The 19,768-nt window shown below is 69.5% G+C and carries 19 protein-coding genes, 1 tRNA gene and 1 pseudogene; 13 read left to right on the forward strand and 8 right to left on the reverse strand.

The window, feature by feature from the left end; genetic code table 11:
• Positions 1–651, forward strand: coding sequence for a dihydroxyacetone kinase subunit DhaL (gene dhaL, locus ACX80I_RS06220; protein WP_459344341.1), 651 nt, complete (start codon positions 1–3; stop codon positions 649–651).
• Complete coding sequence (dhaM, locus tag ACX80I_RS06225; RefSeq protein WP_459344251.1) at positions 648–1,388, forward strand: dihydroxyacetone kinase phosphoryl donor subunit DhaM; 741 nt, start codon at positions 648–650, stop codon at positions 1,386–1,388. Before dhaL ends, dhaM begins: the two co-directional genes overlap by 4 nt.
• Positions 1,389–1,398: 10 nt before the next feature.
• Here dhaM and ACX80I_RS06230 read toward each other — a convergent pair whose 3' ends face one another.
• Entirely contained in the window at positions 1,399–2,322 is a 924-nt protein-coding gene (locus tag ACX80I_RS06230; RefSeq protein WP_459344342.1) for an iron-sulfur binding domain-containing protein, read from the reverse strand.
• A gap of 202 nt (positions 2,323–2,524) precedes the next feature.
• Here ACX80I_RS06230 and ACX80I_RS06235 point away from each other — a divergent pair, with 202 nt between their 5' ends.
• On the forward strand, positions 2,525–3,253 hold the full coding sequence (locus tag ACX80I_RS06235; RefSeq protein WP_459344252.1) for a hypothetical protein: 729 nt from the start codon (positions 2,525–2,527) through the stop codon (positions 3,251–3,253).
• 100 nt (positions 3,254–3,353) lie between these two features.
• On the opposite strand, the gene disA is transcribed toward ACX80I_RS06235, so the two are convergent.
• The 3 genes from disA to ACX80I_RS06250 form a co-directional block, all read right to left on the reverse strand.
• Positions 3,354–4,430 carry a DNA integrity scanning diadenylate cyclase DisA gene (disA, locus tag ACX80I_RS06240; protein ID WP_459313151.1) on the reverse strand — a complete coding sequence of 359 codons (1,077 nt, stop codon included), beginning with the start codon at positions 4,428–4,430 and terminating at the stop codon, positions 3,354–3,356.
• Positions 4,431–4,625: 195 nt separating this feature from the next.
• Entirely contained in the window at positions 4,626–6,011 is a 1,386-nt protein-coding gene (gene radA / locus ACX80I_RS06245) for a DNA repair protein RadA (protein ID WP_459344253.1), read from the reverse strand.
• Positions 6,012–6,055: 44 nt separating this feature from the next.
• Positions 6,056–7,183 carry an FUSC family protein gene (locus ACX80I_RS06250; protein WP_459344254.1) on the reverse strand — a complete coding sequence of 376 codons (1,128 nt, stop codon included), beginning with the start codon at positions 7,181–7,183 and terminating at the stop codon, positions 6,056–6,058.
• 223 nt (positions 7,184–7,406) lie between these two features.
• Between ACX80I_RS06250 and pstS the strand changes: the two genes are divergently transcribed.
• The 4 genes from pstS to pstB all read left to right on the forward strand — a co-directional run bounded on the left by pstS (position 7,407) and on the right by pstB (position 11,540).
• On the forward strand, positions 7,407–8,525 hold the full coding sequence (pstS, locus tag ACX80I_RS06255) for a phosphate ABC transporter substrate-binding protein PstS (protein WP_459344255.1): 1,119 nt from the start codon (positions 7,407–7,409) through the stop codon (positions 8,523–8,525).
• A gap of 144 nt (positions 8,526–8,669) precedes the next feature.
• A complete protein-coding gene (pstC, locus tag ACX80I_RS06260) occupies positions 8,670–9,623 on the forward strand; it encodes a phosphate ABC transporter permease subunit PstC (protein ID WP_459344256.1) in 954 nt (317 codons plus the stop codon).
• The gene (gene pstA, locus ACX80I_RS06265; RefSeq protein WP_459344257.1) at positions 9,624–10,730 is read left to right on the forward strand and encodes a phosphate ABC transporter permease PstA; all 1,107 of its coding nucleotides are present in this window, start codon (positions 9,624–9,626) and stop codon (positions 10,728–10,730) included. It abuts the gene before it with no gap.
• 30 nt (positions 10,731–10,760) lie between these two features.
• The gene (gene pstB / locus ACX80I_RS06270) at positions 10,761–11,540 is read left to right on the forward strand and encodes a phosphate ABC transporter ATP-binding protein PstB (protein WP_459344258.1); all 780 of its coding nucleotides are present in this window, start codon (positions 10,761–10,763) and stop codon (positions 11,538–11,540) included.
• Between the two features lie 200 nt (positions 11,541–11,740).
• On the opposite strand, the gene ACX80I_RS06275 is transcribed toward pstB, so the two are convergent.
• From ACX80I_RS06275 to ACX80I_RS06285, 3 genes are all read right to left on the reverse strand, one after another.
• Entirely contained in the window at positions 11,741–12,751 is a 1,011-nt protein-coding gene (locus ACX80I_RS06275) for an inorganic phosphate transporter (protein ID WP_459344259.1), read from the reverse strand.
• Positions 12,752–13,369 carry a DUF47 domain-containing protein gene (locus ACX80I_RS06280; RefSeq protein ID WP_459344260.1) on the reverse strand — a complete coding sequence of 206 codons (618 nt, stop codon included), beginning with the start codon at positions 13,367–13,369 and terminating at the stop codon, positions 12,752–12,754.
• Positions 13,370–13,583: 214 nt separating this feature from the next.
• Positions 13,584–14,231 (reverse strand): hypothetical protein, encoded by a 648-nt coding sequence (locus ACX80I_RS06285; RefSeq protein WP_459344261.1) that lies wholly within the window; start codon positions 14,229–14,231, stop codon positions 13,584–13,586.
• Between the two features lie 142 nt (positions 14,232–14,373).
• On the opposite strand from ACX80I_RS06285, the gene ACX80I_RS06290 reads away from it, so the two are divergent.
• Positions 14,374–14,447: transfer RNA gene (locus tag ACX80I_RS06290), tRNA-Lys, on the forward strand.
• A 44-nt stretch (positions 14,448–14,491) separates the two neighbouring features.
• Here the strand turns inward: ACX80I_RS06290 and ACX80I_RS06295 are convergent.
• A pseudogene (locus ACX80I_RS06295) lies at positions 14,492–15,246 on the reverse strand (ZIP family metal transporter).
• Positions 15,247–15,430: 184 nt separating this feature from the next.
• Between ACX80I_RS06295 and ACX80I_RS06300 the strand changes: the two are divergent.
• The 5 genes from ACX80I_RS06300 to ACX80I_RS06320 all read left to right on the forward strand — a co-directional run bounded on the left by ACX80I_RS06300 (position 15,431) and on the right by ACX80I_RS06320 (position 19,522).
• The gene (locus ACX80I_RS06300; RefSeq protein ID WP_459344262.1) at positions 15,431–16,057 is read left to right on the forward strand and encodes a hypothetical protein; all 627 of its coding nucleotides are present in this window, start codon (positions 15,431–15,433) and stop codon (positions 16,055–16,057) included.
• 118 nt (positions 16,058–16,175) lie between these two features.
• Entirely contained in the window at positions 16,176–17,447 is a 1,272-nt protein-coding gene (locus ACX80I_RS06305) for an endonuclease/exonuclease/phosphatase family protein (RefSeq protein ID WP_459344263.1), read from the forward strand.
• Positions 17,448–17,700: 253 nt separating this feature from the next.
• Positions 17,701–17,922, forward strand: a complete 222-nt coding sequence (locus ACX80I_RS06310) for a hypothetical protein (RefSeq protein WP_459344264.1) — start codon at positions 17,701–17,703, stop codon at positions 17,920–17,922.
• A 143-nt stretch (positions 17,923–18,065) separates the two neighbouring features.
• The gene (locus ACX80I_RS06315; RefSeq protein ID WP_459344265.1) at positions 18,066–18,803 is read left to right on the forward strand and encodes a hypothetical protein; all 738 of its coding nucleotides are present in this window, start codon (positions 18,066–18,068) and stop codon (positions 18,801–18,803) included.
• 5 nt (positions 18,804–18,808) lie between these two features.
• Positions 18,809–19,522, forward strand: a complete 714-nt coding sequence (locus ACX80I_RS06320) for a hypothetical protein (protein WP_459344266.1) — start codon at positions 18,809–18,811, stop codon at positions 19,520–19,522.
• Positions 19,523–19,768 lie beyond the last annotated feature (246 nt).

A 19,768-nucleotide genomic window follows, 5' to 3' on the forward strand; every position in this document is an offset into this window, starting at 1 on the left:
ATGGCCGCTGCCCTCGATACGCAGTGGGCCCTCCGGTGGGTGCAGGAGACCGCCCGCGTGGTGGCCGAGAACCGTGCCCTCCTGATCGAACTCGACAGGGTCATCGGCGACGCCGACCACGGCGAAAACCTGGACCGGGGCTTCAGCGCCGTCGTCGCCAAGCTCGACTCCGGTGATGCTCCCGCCACTCCGGCGGCCGTGCTCAAGCAGGTCGCCATGACCCTGATGTCCACCGTGGGGGGTGCTGCCGGTCCGTTGTACGGGACGGCGTTCCTGCGTGCGGCGACCTCGCTCGGTGACACCGGCGAGATCGACGCGGCCGCAGCGGCCGGGATGATCAGGGCCGCCCGTGACGGCATCGTGGCCCGCGGCAAGGCCGAGGTCGGCGACAAGACCATGGTGGACGCCTGGACACCGGCTACCGAGTCGGCCGAGACCGCGGCGCAGGCCGGAGCGACCCCGCCCGAGGTACTCGCCGCCGCGGCCACTGCGGCCCACGCGGGAGCGGTGGCCACCGAGCCCCTGATCGCCCGCAAGGGCAGGGCGAGTTACCTGGGTGAACGCAGCGCGGGCCACCAGGATCCCGGGGCCGTGTCGACCGCCCTGATCCTCCAGGCCGCTGCGGAGGCCGCGGGAGAGGGCATCGTATGAGCGTCGGCCTGGTCATCGTGTCGCACAGCGCGAAGATCGCGGAGGGCGTCGTCGAACTCGCCGCGCAGATGGCGCCCGACGTCGTCCTCGTCGCCGCCGGGGGAGCGGAGGACAGCGGAGGCCCGGTACGCATCGGCACGAGCTTCGACCGCGTACAGGCAGGCATCCAGCAGGCGTCCGGAGGCGACGGCGTCGTGGTCCTGACCGATCTCGGCTCGGCCGTCATGACCGCCGAGATGGTGCTCGAGTTCCTCGATCCCGACGAGCGCGCGTCCGTCCGCCTCGCCCAGGCCGCACTCGTGGAGGGCGCGGTCGCGGCCGCCGTCCAGGCCCAGGGAGGATCCTCCCTGGACGAGGTGGTCCGGGCAGCCGAGGCCGCCGTCGTCTCCATCCGGCCCGAGGAACTCGAGCCCTTCGTCAGCCACGCGGCAGCGGCTCCGGGGAGCGATGCGGCTCCCGGCCCATCGCCCGGGGGCCGGACGGCCAGCGGTTCCTGGACGCTGCCCAACCAGATGGGGCTGCATGCGCGGCCCGCGGCCACGCTCGCCACCGGACTGGCGGACCTCGACGCGGACGTCACGGTGAACGGCGTCGACGGAAAGTCGGTGATGCTGCTCATGAGCCTCGGGCTCGGTCAGGGCCGCACGGTCACGGCCGAGGCGAGCGGCCCGGACGCTCAGGCAGCGGTGGACTTCATCGGGCAGGCGGTCGAATCGGGCTTCGGCGAGCCTGCCTGACGGGCAGGTTCTAGCCCGGCAGGCGGATGCCCCCGTCGGCGTCCTCGGCCAGGCCGTCGGCCAGGAGCCCGGCCAGGGCGCGTTCCAGTTGCTCGGCCGGCGCCTGCAGGCCATGCAGCGTGGCCAGGGCGGCCGGACGCAGCGCCTGACCCGGGGCGGCCGGCACGCCCATGCTGAGGTCCACCGGGGACTCCAGGAGGATGGATCGCGGGACGGGCATCTCGGCATCACGCAATACGGCGACGATCGCGCCGCGCACCTGCCGGTCCGTGCCCGCCCACGACTGCCCCTTGGGGACGTAGTCGGGAGCAGGCCGTCCCGCCGCGACCCAGGAACACGCGTCGAGGATGGGGCAGGCGTCGCAGAGCGGGGACCGGGCGGTGCAGATCACGGCTCCCAGTTCCATCACTGCTGCATTCCACTGCACCGACAGGGTGTTCTCGGCGGGCAGGAGTTCCCTGGCGCGCTTCATCTCCGCGGCCGTCAGCGCCGGGGCCGGGAGCGCGCTCCCACCGAAGGCGCGGGCATGCACGCGGCGGATGTTGGTGTCGACGACGGTCTCACGCCGCCCAAACGCGAAAGCGGCCACCGCGGCAGCCGTATAGGTGCCGACCCCCGGCAGGGACAGCAACTCGTCGTAGGTGGTCGGCACGGCGCCGCCATGGTCCGCGACCATGGCGGTGGCCGCGGCATGCAGGCGGAGGGCCCGGCGGGGATAGCCGAGGCGGCCCCAGTGCCGGACGGCGGCACCCGAGGGCTCTGCGGCGAGGTGGGCGGGGGAGGGCCATCGTTCGAGCCACTCACGCCACACCGGCAGGACGCGGACCACCGGGGTCTGCTGGAGCATGACCTCGCTGACGAGGATGCCCCACGGTGAGCAGTCGGCATCGCGCCAGGGCAGGTCCCGCGCCGTCCCGGCGAACCAGTCCGCCATCCGGGCATGGAGTCCGTCGAGCCTCCCTGCGTCCCGGGAAGCACCGGCAGCACCGGCGTCCCGGGCAGCACCGGCAGGGCGCGAGGGATCCGTCGTAGGTCCGTTGCCGGGGATCATGGGTGCTCCTGAGTCATCGTCGGGAATACTCTATCCACCGGCGTGGTGGCCGGAGTAATGCGGGGGCCTTCCCTACCCTTGATGGATGGCATCCACGGGCGATCGCGGAACGGGCAGGCGCACGGGCAGCAGGCGGGGGCACAGCCCTGCGGTCTACCGCCGGAGGCGCCTGGCGGTGACCATCCTCGCGCTCCTGGTGATCGCGGCCCTCGCCATCACGGGCCTCGTCCTGGCCGGCGTGCTCGGGAAGGGCGCCGATGCTGCGGCGGGCGAACCGCCCACGCCCGAAGCCGGTTCCTCCGCGACCACCAGCCCGGCCGCCTCGAGCCCGACGCCATCCACGGCGCCTTCCACATCACCGGTTCCCTCGCCGGGCGCCACCTCCGCTTCACGTTCCCCGTCGCCCTCCGCGTCGCCCTCCGCATCGGACGACGGCTGTGATCCGGCGAGCGTCGTGGTCTCCGCCGAGACCGACAGGCAGAGCTACGGGCCGGGAGAGGATCCTGTCCTGTCCCTCGTGGTCCGCAACGAGGGGCCGGAGGCCTGCACGGTGAATGTGGGTACGTCCCAGATGGAGTTCGTGCTGACCAGCGCCGACGAGCGCGTGTTCTCCTCCACCGACTGCCAGCACGACTCGCAGGACCTCGAGCGCACGATCGAGCCGGGCGGCGAGGAACGCGCGACCTTCGAATGGTCCCGCAACCGGACGGCCCCGGGCTGCGCCGTGGCGGAGGACCCCGGGCCCGGGACGTATGCCCTGACCACCCGGCTCGGCGCCAGGAGCAGCAGCCCCGTGGACTTCACGCTGCAGTAGGCCGCAGCCGCGTCCCCGCCGCTGCATGCCCGCGAAGGTCGCAGCCCTGTGTGCCGTGGGAGCACCGTCCGGCCGGCGGAGGCGGTGCACCGCCCGGAGCTCACATGAAGCGGTCGAGGAGGCTGGTCTCGGCGATCCGGGAGAGCCCCTCACGGACGGTCCGGGCACGTTGCTCGCCGATCCCGTCCACCGCCATCAGGTCGTCGATGTTCGCGGCCATGAGGTTCTGCAGCCCGTCGAAGTGGTCCACCAACCGGTTGGCGACGGCAGGTGGTACGGCCTTGATGCCGGACAGCAGGCGGTAGCCCTTCGGCTGGATGACAGCCTCCAGCGAGTCCACGGACGGATTGAAGCCCAGGACGCTCGCGATGGTTCCGAGGTCGATGAGGTCCGCCGAACTGAAGCCCTGCAGGGTCGCTACCCGCTCGTCGAGCGACGCGGTGCTGGACCCGAGGTTCATGTAGTCCCGCAGCACCATCTCGCTGCCCGGTCCGAGGCCCGTGGTGAGCTCCTCCACCTGGAGGGACAGCAGGCGGCCGTCGACGCCGAGTTCCAGCACATACTGCGAGATCTCCTCCGAGATCCTGCGGACCATCTCCTGGCGCTGCAGTGTGACGGCGACATCCCGGATGGTGACCATGGCCTCGATCTCGAGGGCCGAGAGCGAGTTCGTGACCTGGTCGAGTCGAGCCCGGTAGCGCTCGAGCGTGGCGAGGGCCTGGTTGGCGCGTGCGAGCACCGGTTCGGAACCTTCCAGGACATGCCGCAGCCCGTCGATGTAGAGGGCGATGATCTGCATGGACTGGCTGACGCTGATCACGGGGAGGCCGGTCTGCTTCGCGACGCGCTCGGCGGTGCGGTGCCGGGTGCCCGATTCCTGCGTCTCGATGGTGTGGTCGGGCACGAGCTGCACGGCGGCGCGGAGGATGCGGCTCGCATCCTTGTCGCACACGATCGCGCCGTCCATCTTCGCCAGTTCGCGCAGCCGCGTGGGTGAGAACTCGATGCCGATGTCGAAGCCGCCCGAGCAGATGGAATCCACCGTGCGGTCGAAGCCGAGCACGATCAACGCACCTGTGCGTCCCCTCAGGATTCGCTCAAGACCGTCGCGCAGGTGTGTTCCTGGGGCTACTCTGGCAAGGGTGGCTTTGAGTGAGTCCTCCGGACTACGAACCATGGGCCTATCCTTTCACCGCCCGCGCTGTTGAAGGCCCGGCGCAGTCGGGCGGCCGCCGTCGAGTCTCGGACGGTGGTCGGTGGCGGCGCCTCTAGCCGCGCAGCCGAACATAATACTACTGGCGTGCGCGAAATCCTCCGCACCGGTCCCCGTCGTGGACCGGTGCTGCCCCGAGTGCACCCGGATCAGCAGCGCCTAGAACAGCAGGGCCAGCGCCTCCGCGAGGGTGGATACCTCCCGCACCGAGAATCCCTTCGGCACAGGACCTGTGCCGCCGGGGGAGGCGGGGACGATCGCGTGCGTGAACCCGAGCCGCTCCGCCTCCTGGATGCGCCGTCCGATGCCGGGGACGGGACGCACCTCCCCGGCGAGGCCCACCTCCCCGAACGCGATGAGCCGGGCCGGCAGGGGATGGTCGGTCTTCGCGGAGGCGATGGCGAGGGCGACGGCGAGGTCCGTGGCGGGCTCGGTCAGGCGGACGCCCCCCACCGTCGCCACATAGCTGTCGTCCTTGTTCACGCTGACCGAGGCACGGCTCTGCAGCACCGCGAGCAACATGGCGACGCGGGAGCTGTCGAGGCCACTCGTCGCCCGCCTCGGCTGCGAGTTGGGGGACTCCGCCAGCAGCGCCTGGACCTCGGCGAGCAGTGGGCGACGGCCCTCGAGCGTCACCGTGATGCAGGTTCCCGACACGGGGTCCTTGGTGCGGGACACGAAGAGGCCGCTGGGGTCTGCGAGTCCCTCGATGCCCCCGTCCGTCAGGTCGAAGCATCCCACCTCGTCCGTCGGGCCGTACCGGTTCTTCACGGCCCGCAGCAGGCGGAGGCGTGAGTGACGCTCACCCTCGAACTGGCAGACGACGTCGACGAGGTGCTCGAGCAGCCGGGGGCCGGCGATGGAGCCGTCCTTGGTGACGTGCCCGACGAGCAGGGTGGTCATGCCCCGTGCCTTCGCCGCCCCGATGATCGACGCCGCGACCTCCCGGACCTGCGTGACACCGCCGGCGCTTCCATCGACCGCCGCACTGCTGAGCGTCTGGACGGAGTCGACGATCAGCAGTGCAGGATCGATCTTCTCGACCTGGCCGAGGGCCTGGCCCAGATCCGTCTCCGCGCTGAGGTACAGGGAATCGGCGACGGCGTCGATCCGGTCCGCGCGGAGCTTCACCTGGGCTGCGGACTCCTCACCCGTGACGTACAGGACATCCTTGCCCAGGCGCGCGACCCGCGCGGCGACGTCGAGCAGGAGCGTCGACTTGCCGACGCCGGGCTCGCCGGCCAGCAGGATCACGGCCCCGGGCACCAGTCCGCCGCCGAGCACGCGGTCCAGCTCATCGATCTTCGTGGGCTGGAATCCGGACAGTGTGGCGTCGACCTCGGCGATCCGCCGGGCTGGGGTGGTGACTGCGGTGGCGGCCGTGGTGCGTGCGATCACCTGGCCTGTCTCCTCGACGGTGCCCCAGGCCTGGCATTCACCGCAGCGCCCTACCCACTTCGCCGTCGTCCAGCCGCATTCCGCACAGCGGTAGTTCGGAGCGTTGTTGCGTGCCGAGCGCGCGGCAGGGGAGGTCTTCGTGGCCATTCCTTCAGGCTACCGGCGGGCACCGACACAGCCGGTCGCCGTCGTCAGAGCCGGGGGAGGTATCCGGCGGCGTCCTCGTGGGAGAGGCCCGTGGCCTCGAGGAGGTCCACCACGAGGGGGCGCAGGAGGAGCACGAGCCCCTCACCCTCAAGGCCTCCGATGTCGAGGGTCTCGGGGTGGAGGTCGGTGGCGACGGCAGCGAGTTCATTGCGTGCCTGACGCAGGTTGAGGCGACGCTCGGCGGAGTCTCCGGCGGACAGCGCCCGGCTGAGCGCATCCGCGGCGTCGGCCGTGTCCTCGAGCGACTGGCCGAGGCTCTCGATCGCCTCGTCCGTGAGGGCCGCGTGGTTGATGGCGGACGTCAGGCGACGGGAGAAGACACGGCTGTTGCGGATGGCCAGGTCGATGGATTCCACGGCGCTCCGCAGGGAGCCGAGCTCGTCGCGGTGGCGCCGGTAGGCGGGCGAGATCCGGGCGACCTCCTGCGCGGCTCTCATGCTGCCCGTGAGGGCGTCGAGCCGGGACTGGGAGTTCCGTGCGCGAACCAGGGCGTGCCACGCCAGCGTGGAATCACTCTGGCGGAGTGCCGAGGCGCTGTCACGGAGGACGCCGGACAGTTCGCCCAGCAGGCCCCGGACGTTCGTCTTCGGCTCGCGTCGTGGATCGCGGGGCAGCAGCACGGTGATCACGAGCGCGAAGAGCCCGCCCACGACGGCGTCGACGCTGCGCGTGAACGGCCCGCCCTGCGGCGCCGGGAGCAGGACCACGAGCAGGGACTGCAGTCCGAGCTGCGTGGTGAAGATGGTGCCGCTGTCCAGGAAGCGGGCCAGCAGGATCGAGACGAACAGCACGACGGCGGCCTGCCAGAGCCCCGTGCCGAAGAAGGTGAGCAGGAGGTCTCCCACCGAGATGCCGAGGGTGCAGCCGATCGCCACCTCGAGGACGCGCCGAAGCCGCGGGTCCCTCGAGAAGCCCAGGGAGATCATCGACGACGTCGCCGCGAACAGCGGGCCGCTGTGCCCGAGGACCTCCTCGGCGAAGGCGTAGGCGCCGACGGCGCACACCGTCATCTGCACGGCATTGACGACGGAGTTCGAACTGCGCTTGAAACCGATGCGGGAGCGCTTGCGCAGGAAGGCGAGGGTTGCGGACACTCCCTGGCGCGGCGGCATGCTCCCAGTCTAGGAGGTGAGGGGGGAGGTGACTTTCGTCTTTTCCGCCAGCGGCCACGGGTGCCGCGGGCCAATGGTCCTGCGCTGTTCACCTTCCGTTCATGTCCCTCGGCCACTCTCTTCACCTGCGGTACCTAGCGTGGAACGTGTACAGGAACGTGTACATCTCTCCCGAGTGCCTCTCGCGCACCGATGAACGCATCCCTGGAAGGGGCAAAATTTAGTGAAGGCTCTTCGCTTTGGCCGCGCTGCGGCAGTTATCTCCGTAGCTGCGCTGGCGCTGACCGCGTGTGGTTCCGACAATGCCACGGGTCAGCCCGCGGCGACCGGAGGCGCATCCTCCGCTGCAGGCTCCGCGGTGACGGGGACCCTCACCGGCATCGGCTCGTCCGCGCAGAACTCGGCGATGGAAGCCTGGAAGGCCGGCTTCGAAGCCGCCAACCAGGGCGCCATGGTGCAGTACTCGCCCGACGGATCCGGTGCCGGCCGCAAGGCCTTCCTGAGCGGCGGCGCCCAGTTCGCCGGCTCGGACGCCTACCTGAAGGACGACGAGCTGACCCAGGCCCAGGAGGTCTGCGGTCCCGAGGGTGCGATCGACGTCCCGGTCTACATCTCCCCGATCGCGATCGCCTTCAACCTCGAAGGCGTCACCGAACTGAACCTCGACGCTCCCACCATCGCGCAGATCTTCAAGAAGGAGATCACCACCTGGAACGATCCCGCGATCGCCTCCCAGAACGAGGGCGTCGAGCTCCCCGACACCGCGATCACCGTCGTGCACCGCTCGGACGAGTCCGGCACCACCGAGAACTTCACCGAGTACCTCGCCGCTGCGGCCCCCGAGGACTGGACCTACGAGGCTGCGGGCGCCTGGCCGGCCGAGCTCGAGTCCGAGAACGCCAAGGGCACCTCGGGTGTCGTCCAGACGGTCACCTCGACCGACGGCGCCATCACCTATGCGGACGCCTCCGCGGTCGGAGACCTCGGCAAGGCCAAGGTCAAGGTGGGCGAGGAGTACACCGAGATCAGCTCGGACGCCGCAGCCAAGGCTGTCGACGTGGCGACGCCGGTGGAGGGACGCCCAGAGGTCGACATGGCTCTCGACCTCGAGCGCGACACCACCGAATCCGGCGCCTACCCCGTCGTCCTGGTCAGCTACCACATCTACTGCACCACCTATGACAGCCAGGAGACCGTCGACCTCGTGAAGGCGTTCGGCTCCTACGTGATCAGCGAGGACGGCCAGGCAGAGGCCGAGGCTTCTGCCGGGAACGCCCCGCTGTCGGAGGCCCTGCGCGAGAAGGCACAGACGGCCATCGACTCCATCAAGGTCGCCTCCTAGCGAAGGCCCACCGGTCCCGTCTGGTCTAATGGAGACCGGACGGGACCGTCCGCCGTTCACGGCTGAATGAGCAGTGACCTTCCCTGTCGGCCCGGCACCCGGGCCGATCCTGCACCTGAAATCGACCGCCTGGAAGGCAAAGACGTGTCAACCAACTCGCTGAAAGCGTCGACCAGCTCGCTGAAAGCGTCGGCAGATCGAGGCCGCGCAGGCGACAAGATCTTCTCCGGCATCTCCCTGGCCGCCGGCATCCTGATCCTGGCCGTCCTCTTCAGCGTCGCACTGTTCCTGCTCGTACAGGCTGCGCCGATCTTCACCGCCGACCCCACCGAGGTCACCGGCGGCAACGGCTTCGTCCCCTACATCCTGCCGATCGTCATCGGCACGGTCGTCGCGGCCGCCATCGCGCTGCTGATCGCGACGCCCATCGGTATCGCCGTCGCGCTCTTCATCTCGCATTACGCGCCGCGCAGGCTGGCGAGGGCCTTCGGGTACGTCGTCGACCTGCTCGCGGCCATCCCCTCGGTCATCTACGGCGCATGGGGCTACATCATCCTCGCGCCGCAGCTCGCCCGGGTGTACACCTGGCTCGCCGAGAACCTCGGCTGGATCCCGATCTTCGCCGGCCCCGCCAGTCAGACCGGCAAGACCATCCTCACCGCCGGCATCGTCCTCGCGGTCATGGTGATCCCGATCATCACCTCGCTCAGCAGGGAGATCTTCCTGCAGACGCCCAACCTCCACGAGGAAGCCGCGCTCGCGATGGGAGCCACGCGGTGGGAGATGGTCCGCATGGCGGTCCTGCCCTTCGCCCGGCCGGGAATCATCAGCGCGACGATGCTCGGCCTCGGCCGCGCCCTGGGGGAGACCATGGCGGTGGCGCTGGTCCTCTCGCCCGGCGCGCTCGTCGCGAGCCTCGTGAAGTCCGGCAACCAGACCATCGCCGCCGAGATCGCACTGAACTTCCCGGAGGCCTTCGGCCTCCGGCTCAATGAGCTGATCGCGGCCGGCCTCGTGCTCTTCGTCATCACGCTGGCCGTCAACATGATCGCCCGCTTCATCATCACCCGGCACAAAGAATTCTCGGGAGCGAACTAGATGTCAGCGCACCAGACGCTTCAGCGTCGCCAGTCCCACCTCACGCGAGGACGCCTCCCCTCGTACGCCGTGTGGGTCGTCCTGGCGGCCTCCGTGGTCCTCGGGGCCGCACTGGCCTCCCTGATCGGCTTCAGCGTCGTCGGCTGGGCCATCATCACCGCCGTCGTCTTCGTCCTCGCGGCCACCCTGGTCACCGCCGTCGCCGAAGGCGAGCGGAAGGCCAAGGACCGGCTCGTCACGTTCCTCGTCTACGGCGCCTTCCTGATCGCACTGCTTCCCCTCGTGTCGGTGCTCTGGACCGTCCTGGAGCGCGGGGTGCCGGGGCTGAGCTACAACTTCCTCTTCACCTCGATGAACGGCGTGACGGGAGCCGTGGACAACGAGGCGGTCGAGGGTGGAACTCCGGTCCTGGGCGGTGCGTACCACGCGGTGCTCGGCACGCTCCAGATCACCCTGTGGGCCACGCTGATCTCCGTGCCGATCGGCCTGCTCACGGCCGTCTACCTCGTGGAGTACGGCTCGGGGAAGGGCCTCACCAAGGCCATCACCTTCTTCGTGGACGTGATGACGGGTATCCCCTCGATCGTCGCGGGCCTGTTCGCCGCGGCCCTGTTCGCCCTGCTGTTCGGCCCCGGGACCCGCACCGGCTTCGTGGCGGCCGTCGCGCTGTCCGTGCTCATGATCCCCGTGGTGGTGCGTTCCACGGAGGAGATGCTGAAGATCGTGCCGAACGAACTCCGCGAGGCGTCCTACGCGCTCGGGGTGCGCAAGTGGCGCACCATCACGAAGGTGGTCATCCCGACGGCGATCTCGGGTATCGCCTCTGGCGTAACCCTGTCCATCGCGCGCGTCATCGGTGAGACCGCACCTATTCTGGTGACGGCGGGATTCGCGAGCTCCATCAACTGGAACGTCTTCAGCGGGTGGATGAGCACCCTCCCCACCTTCATCTATTACCAGATCCTCACCCCGACCTCCCCGACGTCGCCGGATCCGAGTACCCAGCGCGCCTGGGCCGCAGCGCTCCTGCTGATCCTCATGGTGATGCTGCTCAACCTGGTCGCCCGCCTCGTCGCCCGCATCTTCGCCCCCAAGACCAGCCGCTGACCATCCGCGGTAACGACCCATAAGGAAGCAATGTCCAAGCGAATCGACGTCAAGGACCTGAACGTCTACTACAGCAAGTTCCTTGCCGTGGAGGACGTGAACATCAATATCGAAGCCCGCTCCGTGACCGCGTTCATCGGTCCGTCGGGCTGCGGCAAGTCCACGTTCCTCCGCACGCTCAACCGCATGCACGAGGTCATCCCCGGTGCACGCGTCGAGGGTGAGGTGCTGCTCGACGGCGACAACCTGTACGCCGACGCCGTGGACCCCGTCACCGTGCGCGGCCAGATCGGCATGGTCTTCCAGCGGCCCAACCCGTTCCCCACGATGTCCATCCGCGACAACGTGCTGGCCGGCGTCAAGCTCAACAACAAGCGGATGAGCAGGTCCGACGGCGACGACCTCGTCGAGCGGTCCCTCCGCGGCGCGAACCTGTGGAACGAGGTGAAGGACCGCCTCGGACGCCCCGGCTCGGGCCTCTCCGGCGGCCAGCAGCAGCGCCTCTGCATTGCCCGCGCCATCGCGGTGTCCCCGCAGGTGATCCTGATGGACGAGCCCTGCTCCGCCCTGGACCCCATCTCCACACTGGCCATCGAGGACCTCATCAACGAGCTGAAGGCCGAGTACACCGTGGTGATCGTGACGCACAACATGCAGCAGGCGGCACGCGTCTCGGACAAGACGGCGTTCTTCAACATCGCCGGTACGGGCAAGCCGGGCAAGCTCATCGAGTACGGCGACACCACCACGATCTTCAACAAGCCCGCGCAGAAGGCGACCGAGGACTACGTCTCCGGCCGCTTCGGATAGGCACCTGCTCCCGCGCCGCCGGAACGGGCGGCATGATGACGGCGGCTCCCGGAGGGGGGCCGCCGTCGTCGTTTCCGGAGCATCTGACGGTGGACGGGGGTGAACCCGGCGCGGCGGCCCCCACCCGGCCGACCGCCGCCCCGGCTCTGGGCACCCGGCGCGGCGGCACCCCCTCAGCGGAAGGCCGAGGCCCCCGACGGCTACAGCAGCGGGCTCAGCGCCAGGAAGAAGACCGCTCCCACCAGTGCGGTCAGCGGCGCGGTGCCGAGCCAGACGGCGAGGATACGCGCCACCCGCGGCCGCTGGACGGAGGCGAACCGCTGGTTGGCCCCGGCCCCGACGATCGCGGACGTCATGGTGTGCGTGCTCGACAGCGGGAAGTGCAGGGAGATGGCGCCGACGAACAGCATCACGGAGCTCACGCCCTGGGCGGTCATGCCGCGCAGGGGGTCGATGTGCACCAGCCGGTTGCCCAGGGTGTGCGTGATGCGCCAGCCGCCGAACAGGGATCCGGTGGCCAGCAGGACGGCGGCGAACACCTGGACCCAGAGGGGTATGCCGGATCCCACCGCGTAGCCCGAACCCACGAGGGCGAGCAGGATGACCGCCATGGTCCGCTGACCGTCCTGGAGCCCGTGGCCGAGGGCGAAGGCACCCGCCAGCACCGACTGCGCCATGCGGTTCCCCCGGTTGACCCTCGTCGGAGAACCGTGGCGCAGCAGCCACGTCGCCGGGAACACCGCGGCGTACGCCAGGAGGTAGGCGACGACCGGCGAGAGGACGAGCGGCAGCCCGATCTGCAGCAGGAGGGTTTCCCCCGCGCCGCTCATCGCAGGGCCGTTGGTCAGCTGCGAGGCCGCGCCGGCCCCGATGATCCCGCCCAGCAGCGCGTGGGTCGACGACGACGGCTTGCCGCGGTACCAGGTGACGAGGCTCCAGAGGCAGGCGGAGAGCAGCGCGGAGACGAGGATCCCCAGCCCCGTCGACCCGGGCGGGAGGCCGATCCCGGCATCGGTGAAGAAGAGCGCCAGCGACGTGCTGAGCAGCGCGCCCACGAGGTTGAACAGCGCGGCGAGCAGGACGGCGATGGTCGGCGTCAGTGCTCGCGTCCGCACCGCTGTGGCCACGGAGTTCGAGACGTCGTGGAAGCCGTTGAGGAAGGCGAAGCCACCGGCGATGACGACCACCATACCGAGGAGGAGGGGCTCCACCTACGATTCCTTGACGAGGATGCTGCCCACCTGGGTGGCGACCCTCCGAATGTCCTTGGTGACGTCGACGAGCTGGTTCGCCACGTCGCGGTGCCGCGCGTAGACGAGGGGCTTGTGGTCGTTCAGGAGTTCGGCGCACCAGCTGCGGTGCGTGCGCTCGGCACGCCGTGCCAGGCGCAGGATCTCGATCCAGTACTCCTCGAGGTCCTCCATCGACGTCAGCCGCTGCATGGCGACGGCCGTCAGCTCGGCCTGCCGGTTGATGACCTCGAGCTGGTCGGCCGCCCGTTGGCTCAGCTTGCTCAGTCGATACAGGGCGATGAGCTCTCCGGCGCCGTCGAGCTTCTCGATCGCCTCGTTGAGCAGCCGGGAGAGCACGTAGAGGTCCTCGCGCGGGAGCGGGTTGATGAAGGAGGTCCGCATGGACGTCAGGAGGGCGAAGTGCAGGTCCGTCGACGCCGATTCGTGCTGGTGCAGTTCCTCGGAGAGGCGGTCGTACTCCTCGGTGGACGCGCCGAGGATCGCGGACATCGTCCCGACGCCGAGCACGAGCTGCCGGGCCATGCGGGAGAGCAGTTCGAGCCCAGCGTTCTCCTGCGGGAAGAGGCGTAGTTTCACGGAGTCTTCCTCGGAGGATATGAAGGGACCGGCGGCCGAACAGAGGCCGCACTGTCTGCCGGTGGGCATAGTAGTGGCGTCGAACCGGGAGCGCCTCTCGGCGGAAGGCCGCTCGAAGCGGCTGAGTGTTGAAGCCCGGGGGTTCCACGGTCCGACGCCGTATTAAGTCTTGCCCTCCCCGGAGCCGCTGTCAACAGCGGCCCTCGCGGGCGGTTCAGTCGAGCTCTCCGCGCCGCCAGGATTCCGCGGCGTGTTCGAGGTCCTCCGCGGTCTTGATGAGCTGATGCGAATTGCGGGTCAGCTTGGAGGCGTGCGGGCCGTTGGCGAGTTCGGCGTCGTCGGCGTGGTTGGCCTGGCCGAGGGCGACGACGCGGCAGAATGCGGCGAATCGTTCGAGGGCGACGTCGAAGTCCCCCTCGAAGGCGCCGGACAGGATGGTGTCGGCCATCGTGGCCATCTCCACGGCACCCGGCGGCTCGGCGACGCCGGCGACGACCTTCGACACCTGGGCCACTTCCTTGCCCGAGGCGAAGTAGGCGGCGATGCGTTCCGGGTTCTGCTGGGTGGCCGCCCGCAGGGCGTACAGTCGCCACAGGGCGCCGGGCAGGGACCGGGCAGGGCTCTCTGCCCACATCTCGGCGATGGCTTCGAGGCCCTGCTGGTCGGCGAGTTCCACGAGACGGCGCGTCACGTCCGGATCGTCGGCGCCGCGCCCGTGGTGCACCAGGGCGTGCGCGGCCATGTGGGCGGCCTCGGAGACCCGCGACGGGTCGACTCCGCCCGCGAAAACCTCGAAGTCCGCGGGAGCGAATGGCTTCGGCTTATGGGGCCGCGGGCTGTTGTTCGTATATTCGCCGTCCATGGAACGAGGATACTCCTGCGGGATTTCGGGCCGTACAGCGCGGCCCTGTGCTGTCTCCGGAGCAGGGGCGATTGCGATAAAGTAAGCGGGTCATCGCACCACGACGGCGGTCTTCGGATGCGCCGGGCGTGGCCGGTGGAGTGGGCCCTTAGCTCAGTTGGCTAGAGCAACGGACTTTTAATCCGTGGGTCGTGGGTTCGAGCCCCACAGGGCCCACCTGCAGGAGACCCCGGGACGTCAGTCCCGGGGTCTTCTTCGTCCTAGCCGGACACCTCATGGACGACGAACGCGGTGAGGAAGCCGAGCGCGGCGATGAGTCCCGTGAGCATGTGCTGGCGCTCGAAGGCTTCGGGGATCATGGTGTCGGCCACCATCGCGAGGATCGCCCCGGCGGCGATGGCGGTGATGAAGGCGACCGTCACCCCGGAAGCGCCCGCCAGCAGCGAGTACCCGGCGAGCGCCGCGAGGCCGGAGACCAGCGCGATCCCGCCCCACAGACCGAAGACATAGCGCGAACTGCGTCCGGCGTTCCTCATGCCGGCGGTGCTCGAGAGGCCCTCGGGCACGTTCGAGATGAAGATCGCGACGAGGACGGCAGGGTTGACGGCGCCGCCCGCCACAAGCCCCAGACCGAGGACCACGGACTCCGGGATGCCGTCGAGCAGCGCGCCGAGCGCAATGGAGTTGCCGCTGCCGGAATCCTCCTCCTCCGAGGGCTGCTGGCCGCCCGATCGCTTGCGGTGCTGGGCGCCCTGCCGGGCGAGGAGGGCGTTGCGCCGACATAGATCACCGCTCCGGCGAGGAACCCGAGTGCCGTGGGTAGGAGCCCGCCCGCCTCCTGCGCCTCACCGACGAGCTCGAACGCGAGGGCCGAGATCAGGACGCCGGCTCCGAACGCCATCACGAAGGCCACGATGTGCGGTGGCACCTTCCACTTCCACGCGATCGCCGACCCGACGAGCAGGGCTCCTCCGGCGATCGCTCCCCACAGGAATGCTTGCAGCCACAGCGGCACGGGACCTTGCTCCTTCTCGAGACGGTAAGGACAAAAACTCCGCCAAGCCTGCCACAGGAAGGCTGGATGCCTGCACCCGAAGTTCCGGCCCGGAGGGGATTGACTCGCGGTCGTCCCTCGTCTGCACTGGTACCAGGAACTGGAGAACTGCGGGCGCGACGACGCCCCGAGCGGAGGTAGATCCATGGACGCCGCCGTCCTGGCCGGAAGCCTGGCCGCATGCGCCGTCATGGCCGGAGCCGCTGCCCTGACCGGCTGGCGGATCGACGCCGTCTCCCGCCGCGGCGGAGCGGCCGACGACTACTTCTGGACCGCCTTCGGCGGGGTCCTCGTCATCCTGGGGGCGGGAGTCGTGGCCGGGGCCCTGGGCGGGCCGGGAGCGGCGATGGCGGTGGGAGTCGGGATCGCCTCCCCGCTGGCGGCCGTCACCTGGGTCCGGCGGCGCCACGAGCGAAGGGTGCGTGCGGCCCGGGAGTCGGCCCGTACGGCCGCCTGGGAGCACCTCTGCCGGCGCCACGACGCGGTCGTCCGGCGCTGGGCGGAGTACGACGTCGATCCCGCCAAGGCGATCCGCTACCCGGGCATGCACGATCCCACCCACCCTGCGGCGAGGTCGGTCATCCATGCGCTGCGGGCAGCCGGCGTCGAACGGCGGGCTGGGCCCGGCCCGATGGCGGATCCCCAGACGGATCCCGGGGAGATGCGGGGCTATACGGACGCCGTGGGCCGCCTCGAGCGCGCTCTCGCCCTCGCCGAGCAGGACATCGGCGCCCCCCTCGGACGTCACCGGGCCGTCCCGAGTCGTCTGTGAATCGTTACACTCCAGCCTGCCCTGAGGCGATCCCCGCGCTTAGGCTTAAGTTTCCGCAGCGAACTACTGCTGCTGTCCGTCCGCCGCTTGCCGGCCCCGTGATCCGAGGAAGGGAACCATGCGACTACCGGCGCGCTGCTCGGCCGGCCTCCTGGCCGCATCCCTGCTCGTCGCTACCGCACCGGCTGCCCTCGCAGGTCCTCCGGACGACACCCGGACCATGGTCCCGGTTCGAGACCAGGGGAACAGGCAGAACGTCCGCTTCGCCACCTACAACGCAAGCCTCAACCGGACGGCCCCCGGCGACCTGGTCCGGGACCTGAGCACCCCCGCGAACGCCCAGGCCCGCGCCATCGCCGAGGTCCTGCAGGTCACCCGGCCCGACGTCGTCCTCCTCAACGAGTTCGACTACGCCCCGGGCAACAGGGCCGCCGACCTGTTCAACCGGAACTACCTCCGCGTCAGCCAGAACGGCAGGGCGGCGCTGGACTATCCCTACGTCTACACCGCTCCCTCCAACACAGGCGTCCCGAGCGGCTACGACCTCGACAACGACGGCACGGTGGGCGGCGCCGGCGACGCCCTCGGCTTCGGCGCGTTCGAGGGGCAGTACGGCATGGTGGTCTACTCCAAGTACCCCATCCAAACGGAGGCGGTCCGGACGTTCCGGAACTTCCTCTGGAAGGACATGCCGGGCGCCCTGCTCCCGGACAACCCCGCCACGGAGGCGCCGGCGGACTGGTACTCCTCCGACGAACTCGCCGTCCTGCCCCTCTCCAGCAAGTCCCACTGGGACATCCCGGTGAGCGTCGGCGGCAAGGCCGTCCACGTCCTGGCGAGCCACCCCACTCCTCCCGTCTTCGACGGCGAGGAGGACCGCAACGGCAGGCGGAACAGCGACGAGATCCGGTTCTGGTCCGACTACGTGACCGGCGGCCCCGACGCGTCCTACATCCATGACGACGACGGTGCCGCAGGCGGGCTCAGGCGTGGAGAGCGGTTCGTCGTGCTGGGCGACCAGAACAGCGATCCCCTGGACGGCGATGCCCGGGACGGTGCGATCGGACGGTTGCTGGGCAACAGGCTGATCCAGGATCCGCTGCCGTCCTCGAGCGGTGCAACCGAGGCATCGGCCCTCCAGGGTGGCGCCAACGCGGAGCACCGCAGTGATCCGCAGTTCGACACCGCCGACTTCGAGGACCGGAACGCGGGCAACATCCGCGCCGACTACGTGCTGCCGTCACGCAACCTGCAGGTCTCCGCGTCCGGTGTGTTCTGGCCCCGGGCCGGCACGCCCGGCTCCGAATTGACGGGCATCTTCCCCTTCCCCACGAGCGACCACCGGCTGGTCTACGCGGACGTCACCGTGAACGGCGTCAGGCTGCGCTAGCTGTACTGGCCACGGGCGTGCGTGTCGACGGCGCACCTTGTCGCGGCACTGCGGCCGGGTGTACGGTCCAACGCATGGAGACGATCCCTTCCCAGTAATCGCGCCGGCTTCCGCCGGCCCAGCGCCACTTGTCGATGACACCGCTCCAAGCGCGCCTCCTCGGTTACTCCGGTCCTCGCAGTCCTCAGCACGCTCCCGGTGCACCGGGCTGTCCTGTTCCGGCCCGCGGCGCGCCCCTCCCGAAAGGAACACCATGACCAGCTCACCCGAGAACGATCCGTCCCTGACCGACGGGGACCCGACCCCGGCCAAGGACACCGCGTCCCGGAAACTGCAGGACGACCCGCGGGCGAAACTCGCGCTCGCGAAGAAGAACCAGGCCGGGAACCCGGCGGCGGCGCCCGGCGGAGGCCACGCCAAGGCGGCGCATGAGAGCAGCAAGCAGGGCAAGAAGGAGAAGAAGGTGCGCTGGTAGGCGCCGCGCCGCCCGCCGCAGGGTGATGAACGGCCGTTAAAGTGGAGCTGGCTCCGAGTTCTGCGTATGGGGGAATCGCAGAAATCGGAGCCAGCGATCTCAGTATACTTCGACAACAGCCCGAAAAGTCCAATCGAAAGGTGATGATGTCCGTCACAGCCAAGGCATTCCAGCTGTGGCGTTCCCAGGTCGCTCCGCAGGACACCGTGTCCGATGTCTGCAGGGTCGCCGGCATCAAGCGATCCACCCTCGCGCAGCAGCTCGTCCGGGGCAAGGTGTCGGTGCAGACCGTCGTCGCCATCGCCCGGGGATACGGCATTCCGCCCGTCGAGGCGCTCGCCGTGTTCCAGGGGTACGAGGACCTGCCCGGGGGGATCCGACAGCCCACGGACGCGGAGCTGGTCAGCCAGGTCTCGCACATCGACATCCTGCGGCTTCTGGTGGCACGCAGCGAGGACAGGGAGGAGGCGGGAGCCGATCCGCACCTCGACCTCGCGCCCTTCCCCCATCGCAACTCGGTGCGCGCATGGATCGAGGCCATAGACCCCGGTGACCTCCGCCAGCAACTGGCAGCGAGCACCGGCGTAGCCCGGCAGAACCTCTCGGCCCAGCTCACCGCCGGCCGGCTCGCCCCCGCGATCGCTGTGCAGGCCGCACGGATCGCCGGGGTCTCGCTGACCAGTGGGCTGGTGGTGACCGGACTGCTCACCCCCGAGGAGGGTGGCTGGCCGGAGGGCGGCCGCTTCAGGGCCCTGTGCGCTCTGTCCGATCTCGACCTCGTCTTCCTTGCGCGCGACCGGCTCGACGTCCTCGGCAAGCAGATCCGGCGGACGGAGCTCGACGACGGCAAGGACCGCGCACTATGGGAGAACCTGGGATGACCGCGATGACCATTCAGTGGGTTGCCCTCTGCCTCTGCGCCGTGGGGGCGGCCGTACGGGTACCCGAGGTGCGGAGGGGGCGCGGACGTGCGGTGTTCACCGCCCTGGTGCTCCTGACGGTCGCCGTCGGCCTGTCGGTCGCTCCGATCTACACGGCAGTGGACGGCCTGCTGGGCGGGGTCAACGTTGCGAACCTCCTGCTCCGGCTGGCCCTGTACGCGGTCTTCGTACTCCTCGGCGCCAGGATGGCCGCAGCGTTCGATTCGCCGCTCGCCCGGCGCCTGGTCGTCGGTCCGTTCGGTCTCGCAATCCTAGGCCTGACTGTCGCGGCGACGCTGTACTTCTTCATCGCCAGTGAACTCCAGGGGAGTTCCACCGGTCTGCGCCGCTTCATGGATCAGGACACGGTGAAGCAGTATGCGGCCCTGGGGCGGCTCTATCCCGGGTACGTCGCCGCGTGCCTGGTTGCCCCGGCCGCTGCAGCGGTATTCGATCAGCACGCCCGGGCGATCCACCGGGCCGCCTGCGCCTTCTTGGCGGGCGGATTCTCCCTCGTTGTGGTCTTCGTGCTGCTGAGGCTGACCCCGATCCAGCTCGGAGCCTGGGACATTATCCTGCCGTTCCTGGCGATCATGCTGACGGTGCTGGGTCTCGGCCTGATCTGGTTGAGCCATACCCGGAGCAGGAGACGCCGCGCGCGCTCCAACAGGCTGGCCTAGTACTCCTGCTCCCGGTCCCCGGGCGCATGCGGGTCCTGACGGGCGAAAGAAACCCGATTGTGTCCTTAAAGGGATTCACGTTTTCATGTTGGTGTGTAAAAATAATGATTATGTAACTGCCGCTGTCCGTGGGGGGTCAGCGGATCGTTATCCGGCAGGCAGGTGTGTCCATTAGAACGGGTGGACCCTCCTGCTTGGCAGCGCTGGGGACGCGAAAGGGCACCATCCGCCAGGTATAGACGGCGG

The organism is Arthrobacter rhamnosi (assembly GCF_054510855.1).

Coding starts and splice junctions, on each gene's coding strand:
- dhaL (WP_459344341.1), top strand. CDS start 1: ATGGCCGCTGCCCTCGATACGCAGTGGGCCCTCCGGTGGGTGCAGGAG.
- dhaM (WP_459344251.1), top strand. CDS start 648: ATGAGCGTCGGCCTGGTCATCGTGTCGCACAGCGCGAAGATCGCGGAG.
- ACX80I_RS06230 (WP_459344342.1), bottom strand. CDS start 2,322: ATGGCGGACTGGTTCGCCGGGACGGCGCGGGACCTGCCCTGGCGCGAT.
- ACX80I_RS06235 (WP_459344252.1), top strand. CDS start 2,525: ATGGCATCCACGGGCGATCGCGGAACGGGCAGGCGCACGGGCAGCAGG.
- disA (WP_459313151.1), bottom strand. CDS start 4,430: ATGGTTCGTAGTCCGGAGGACTCACTCAAAGCCACCCTTGCCAGAGTA.
- radA (WP_459344253.1), bottom strand. CDS start 6,011: ATGGCCACGAAGACCTCCCCTGCCGCGCGCTCGGCACGCAACAACGCT.
- ACX80I_RS06250 (WP_459344254.1), bottom strand. CDS start 7,183: ATGCCGCCGCGCCAGGGAGTGTCCGCAACCCTCGCCTTCCTGCGCAAG.
- pstA (WP_459344257.1), top strand. CDS start 9,624: ATGTCAGCGCACCAGACGCTTCAGCGTCGCCAGTCCCACCTCACGCGA.
- pstB (WP_459344258.1), top strand. CDS start 10,761: ATGTCCAAGCGAATCGACGTCAAGGACCTGAACGTCTACTACAGCAAG.
- ACX80I_RS06285 (WP_459344261.1), bottom strand. CDS start 14,231: ATGGACGGCGAATATACGAACAACAGCCCGCGGCCCCATAAGCCGAAG.
- ACX80I_RS06300 (WP_459344262.1), top strand. CDS start 15,431: ATGGACGCCGCCGTCCTGGCCGGAAGCCTGGCCGCATGCGCCGTCATG.
- ACX80I_RS06305 (WP_459344263.1), top strand. CDS start 16,176: ATGCGACTACCGGCGCGCTGCTCGGCCGGCCTCCTGGCCGCATCCCTG.
- ACX80I_RS06310 (WP_459344264.1), top strand. CDS start 17,701: ATGACCAGCTCACCCGAGAACGATCCGTCCCTGACCGACGGGGACCCG.
- ACX80I_RS06315 (WP_459344265.1), top strand. CDS start 18,066: ATGATGTCCGTCACAGCCAAGGCATTCCAGCTGTGGCGTTCCCAGGTC.
- ACX80I_RS06320 (WP_459344266.1), top strand. CDS start 18,809: ATGACCATTCAGTGGGTTGCCCTCTGCCTCTGCGCCGTGGGGGCGGCC.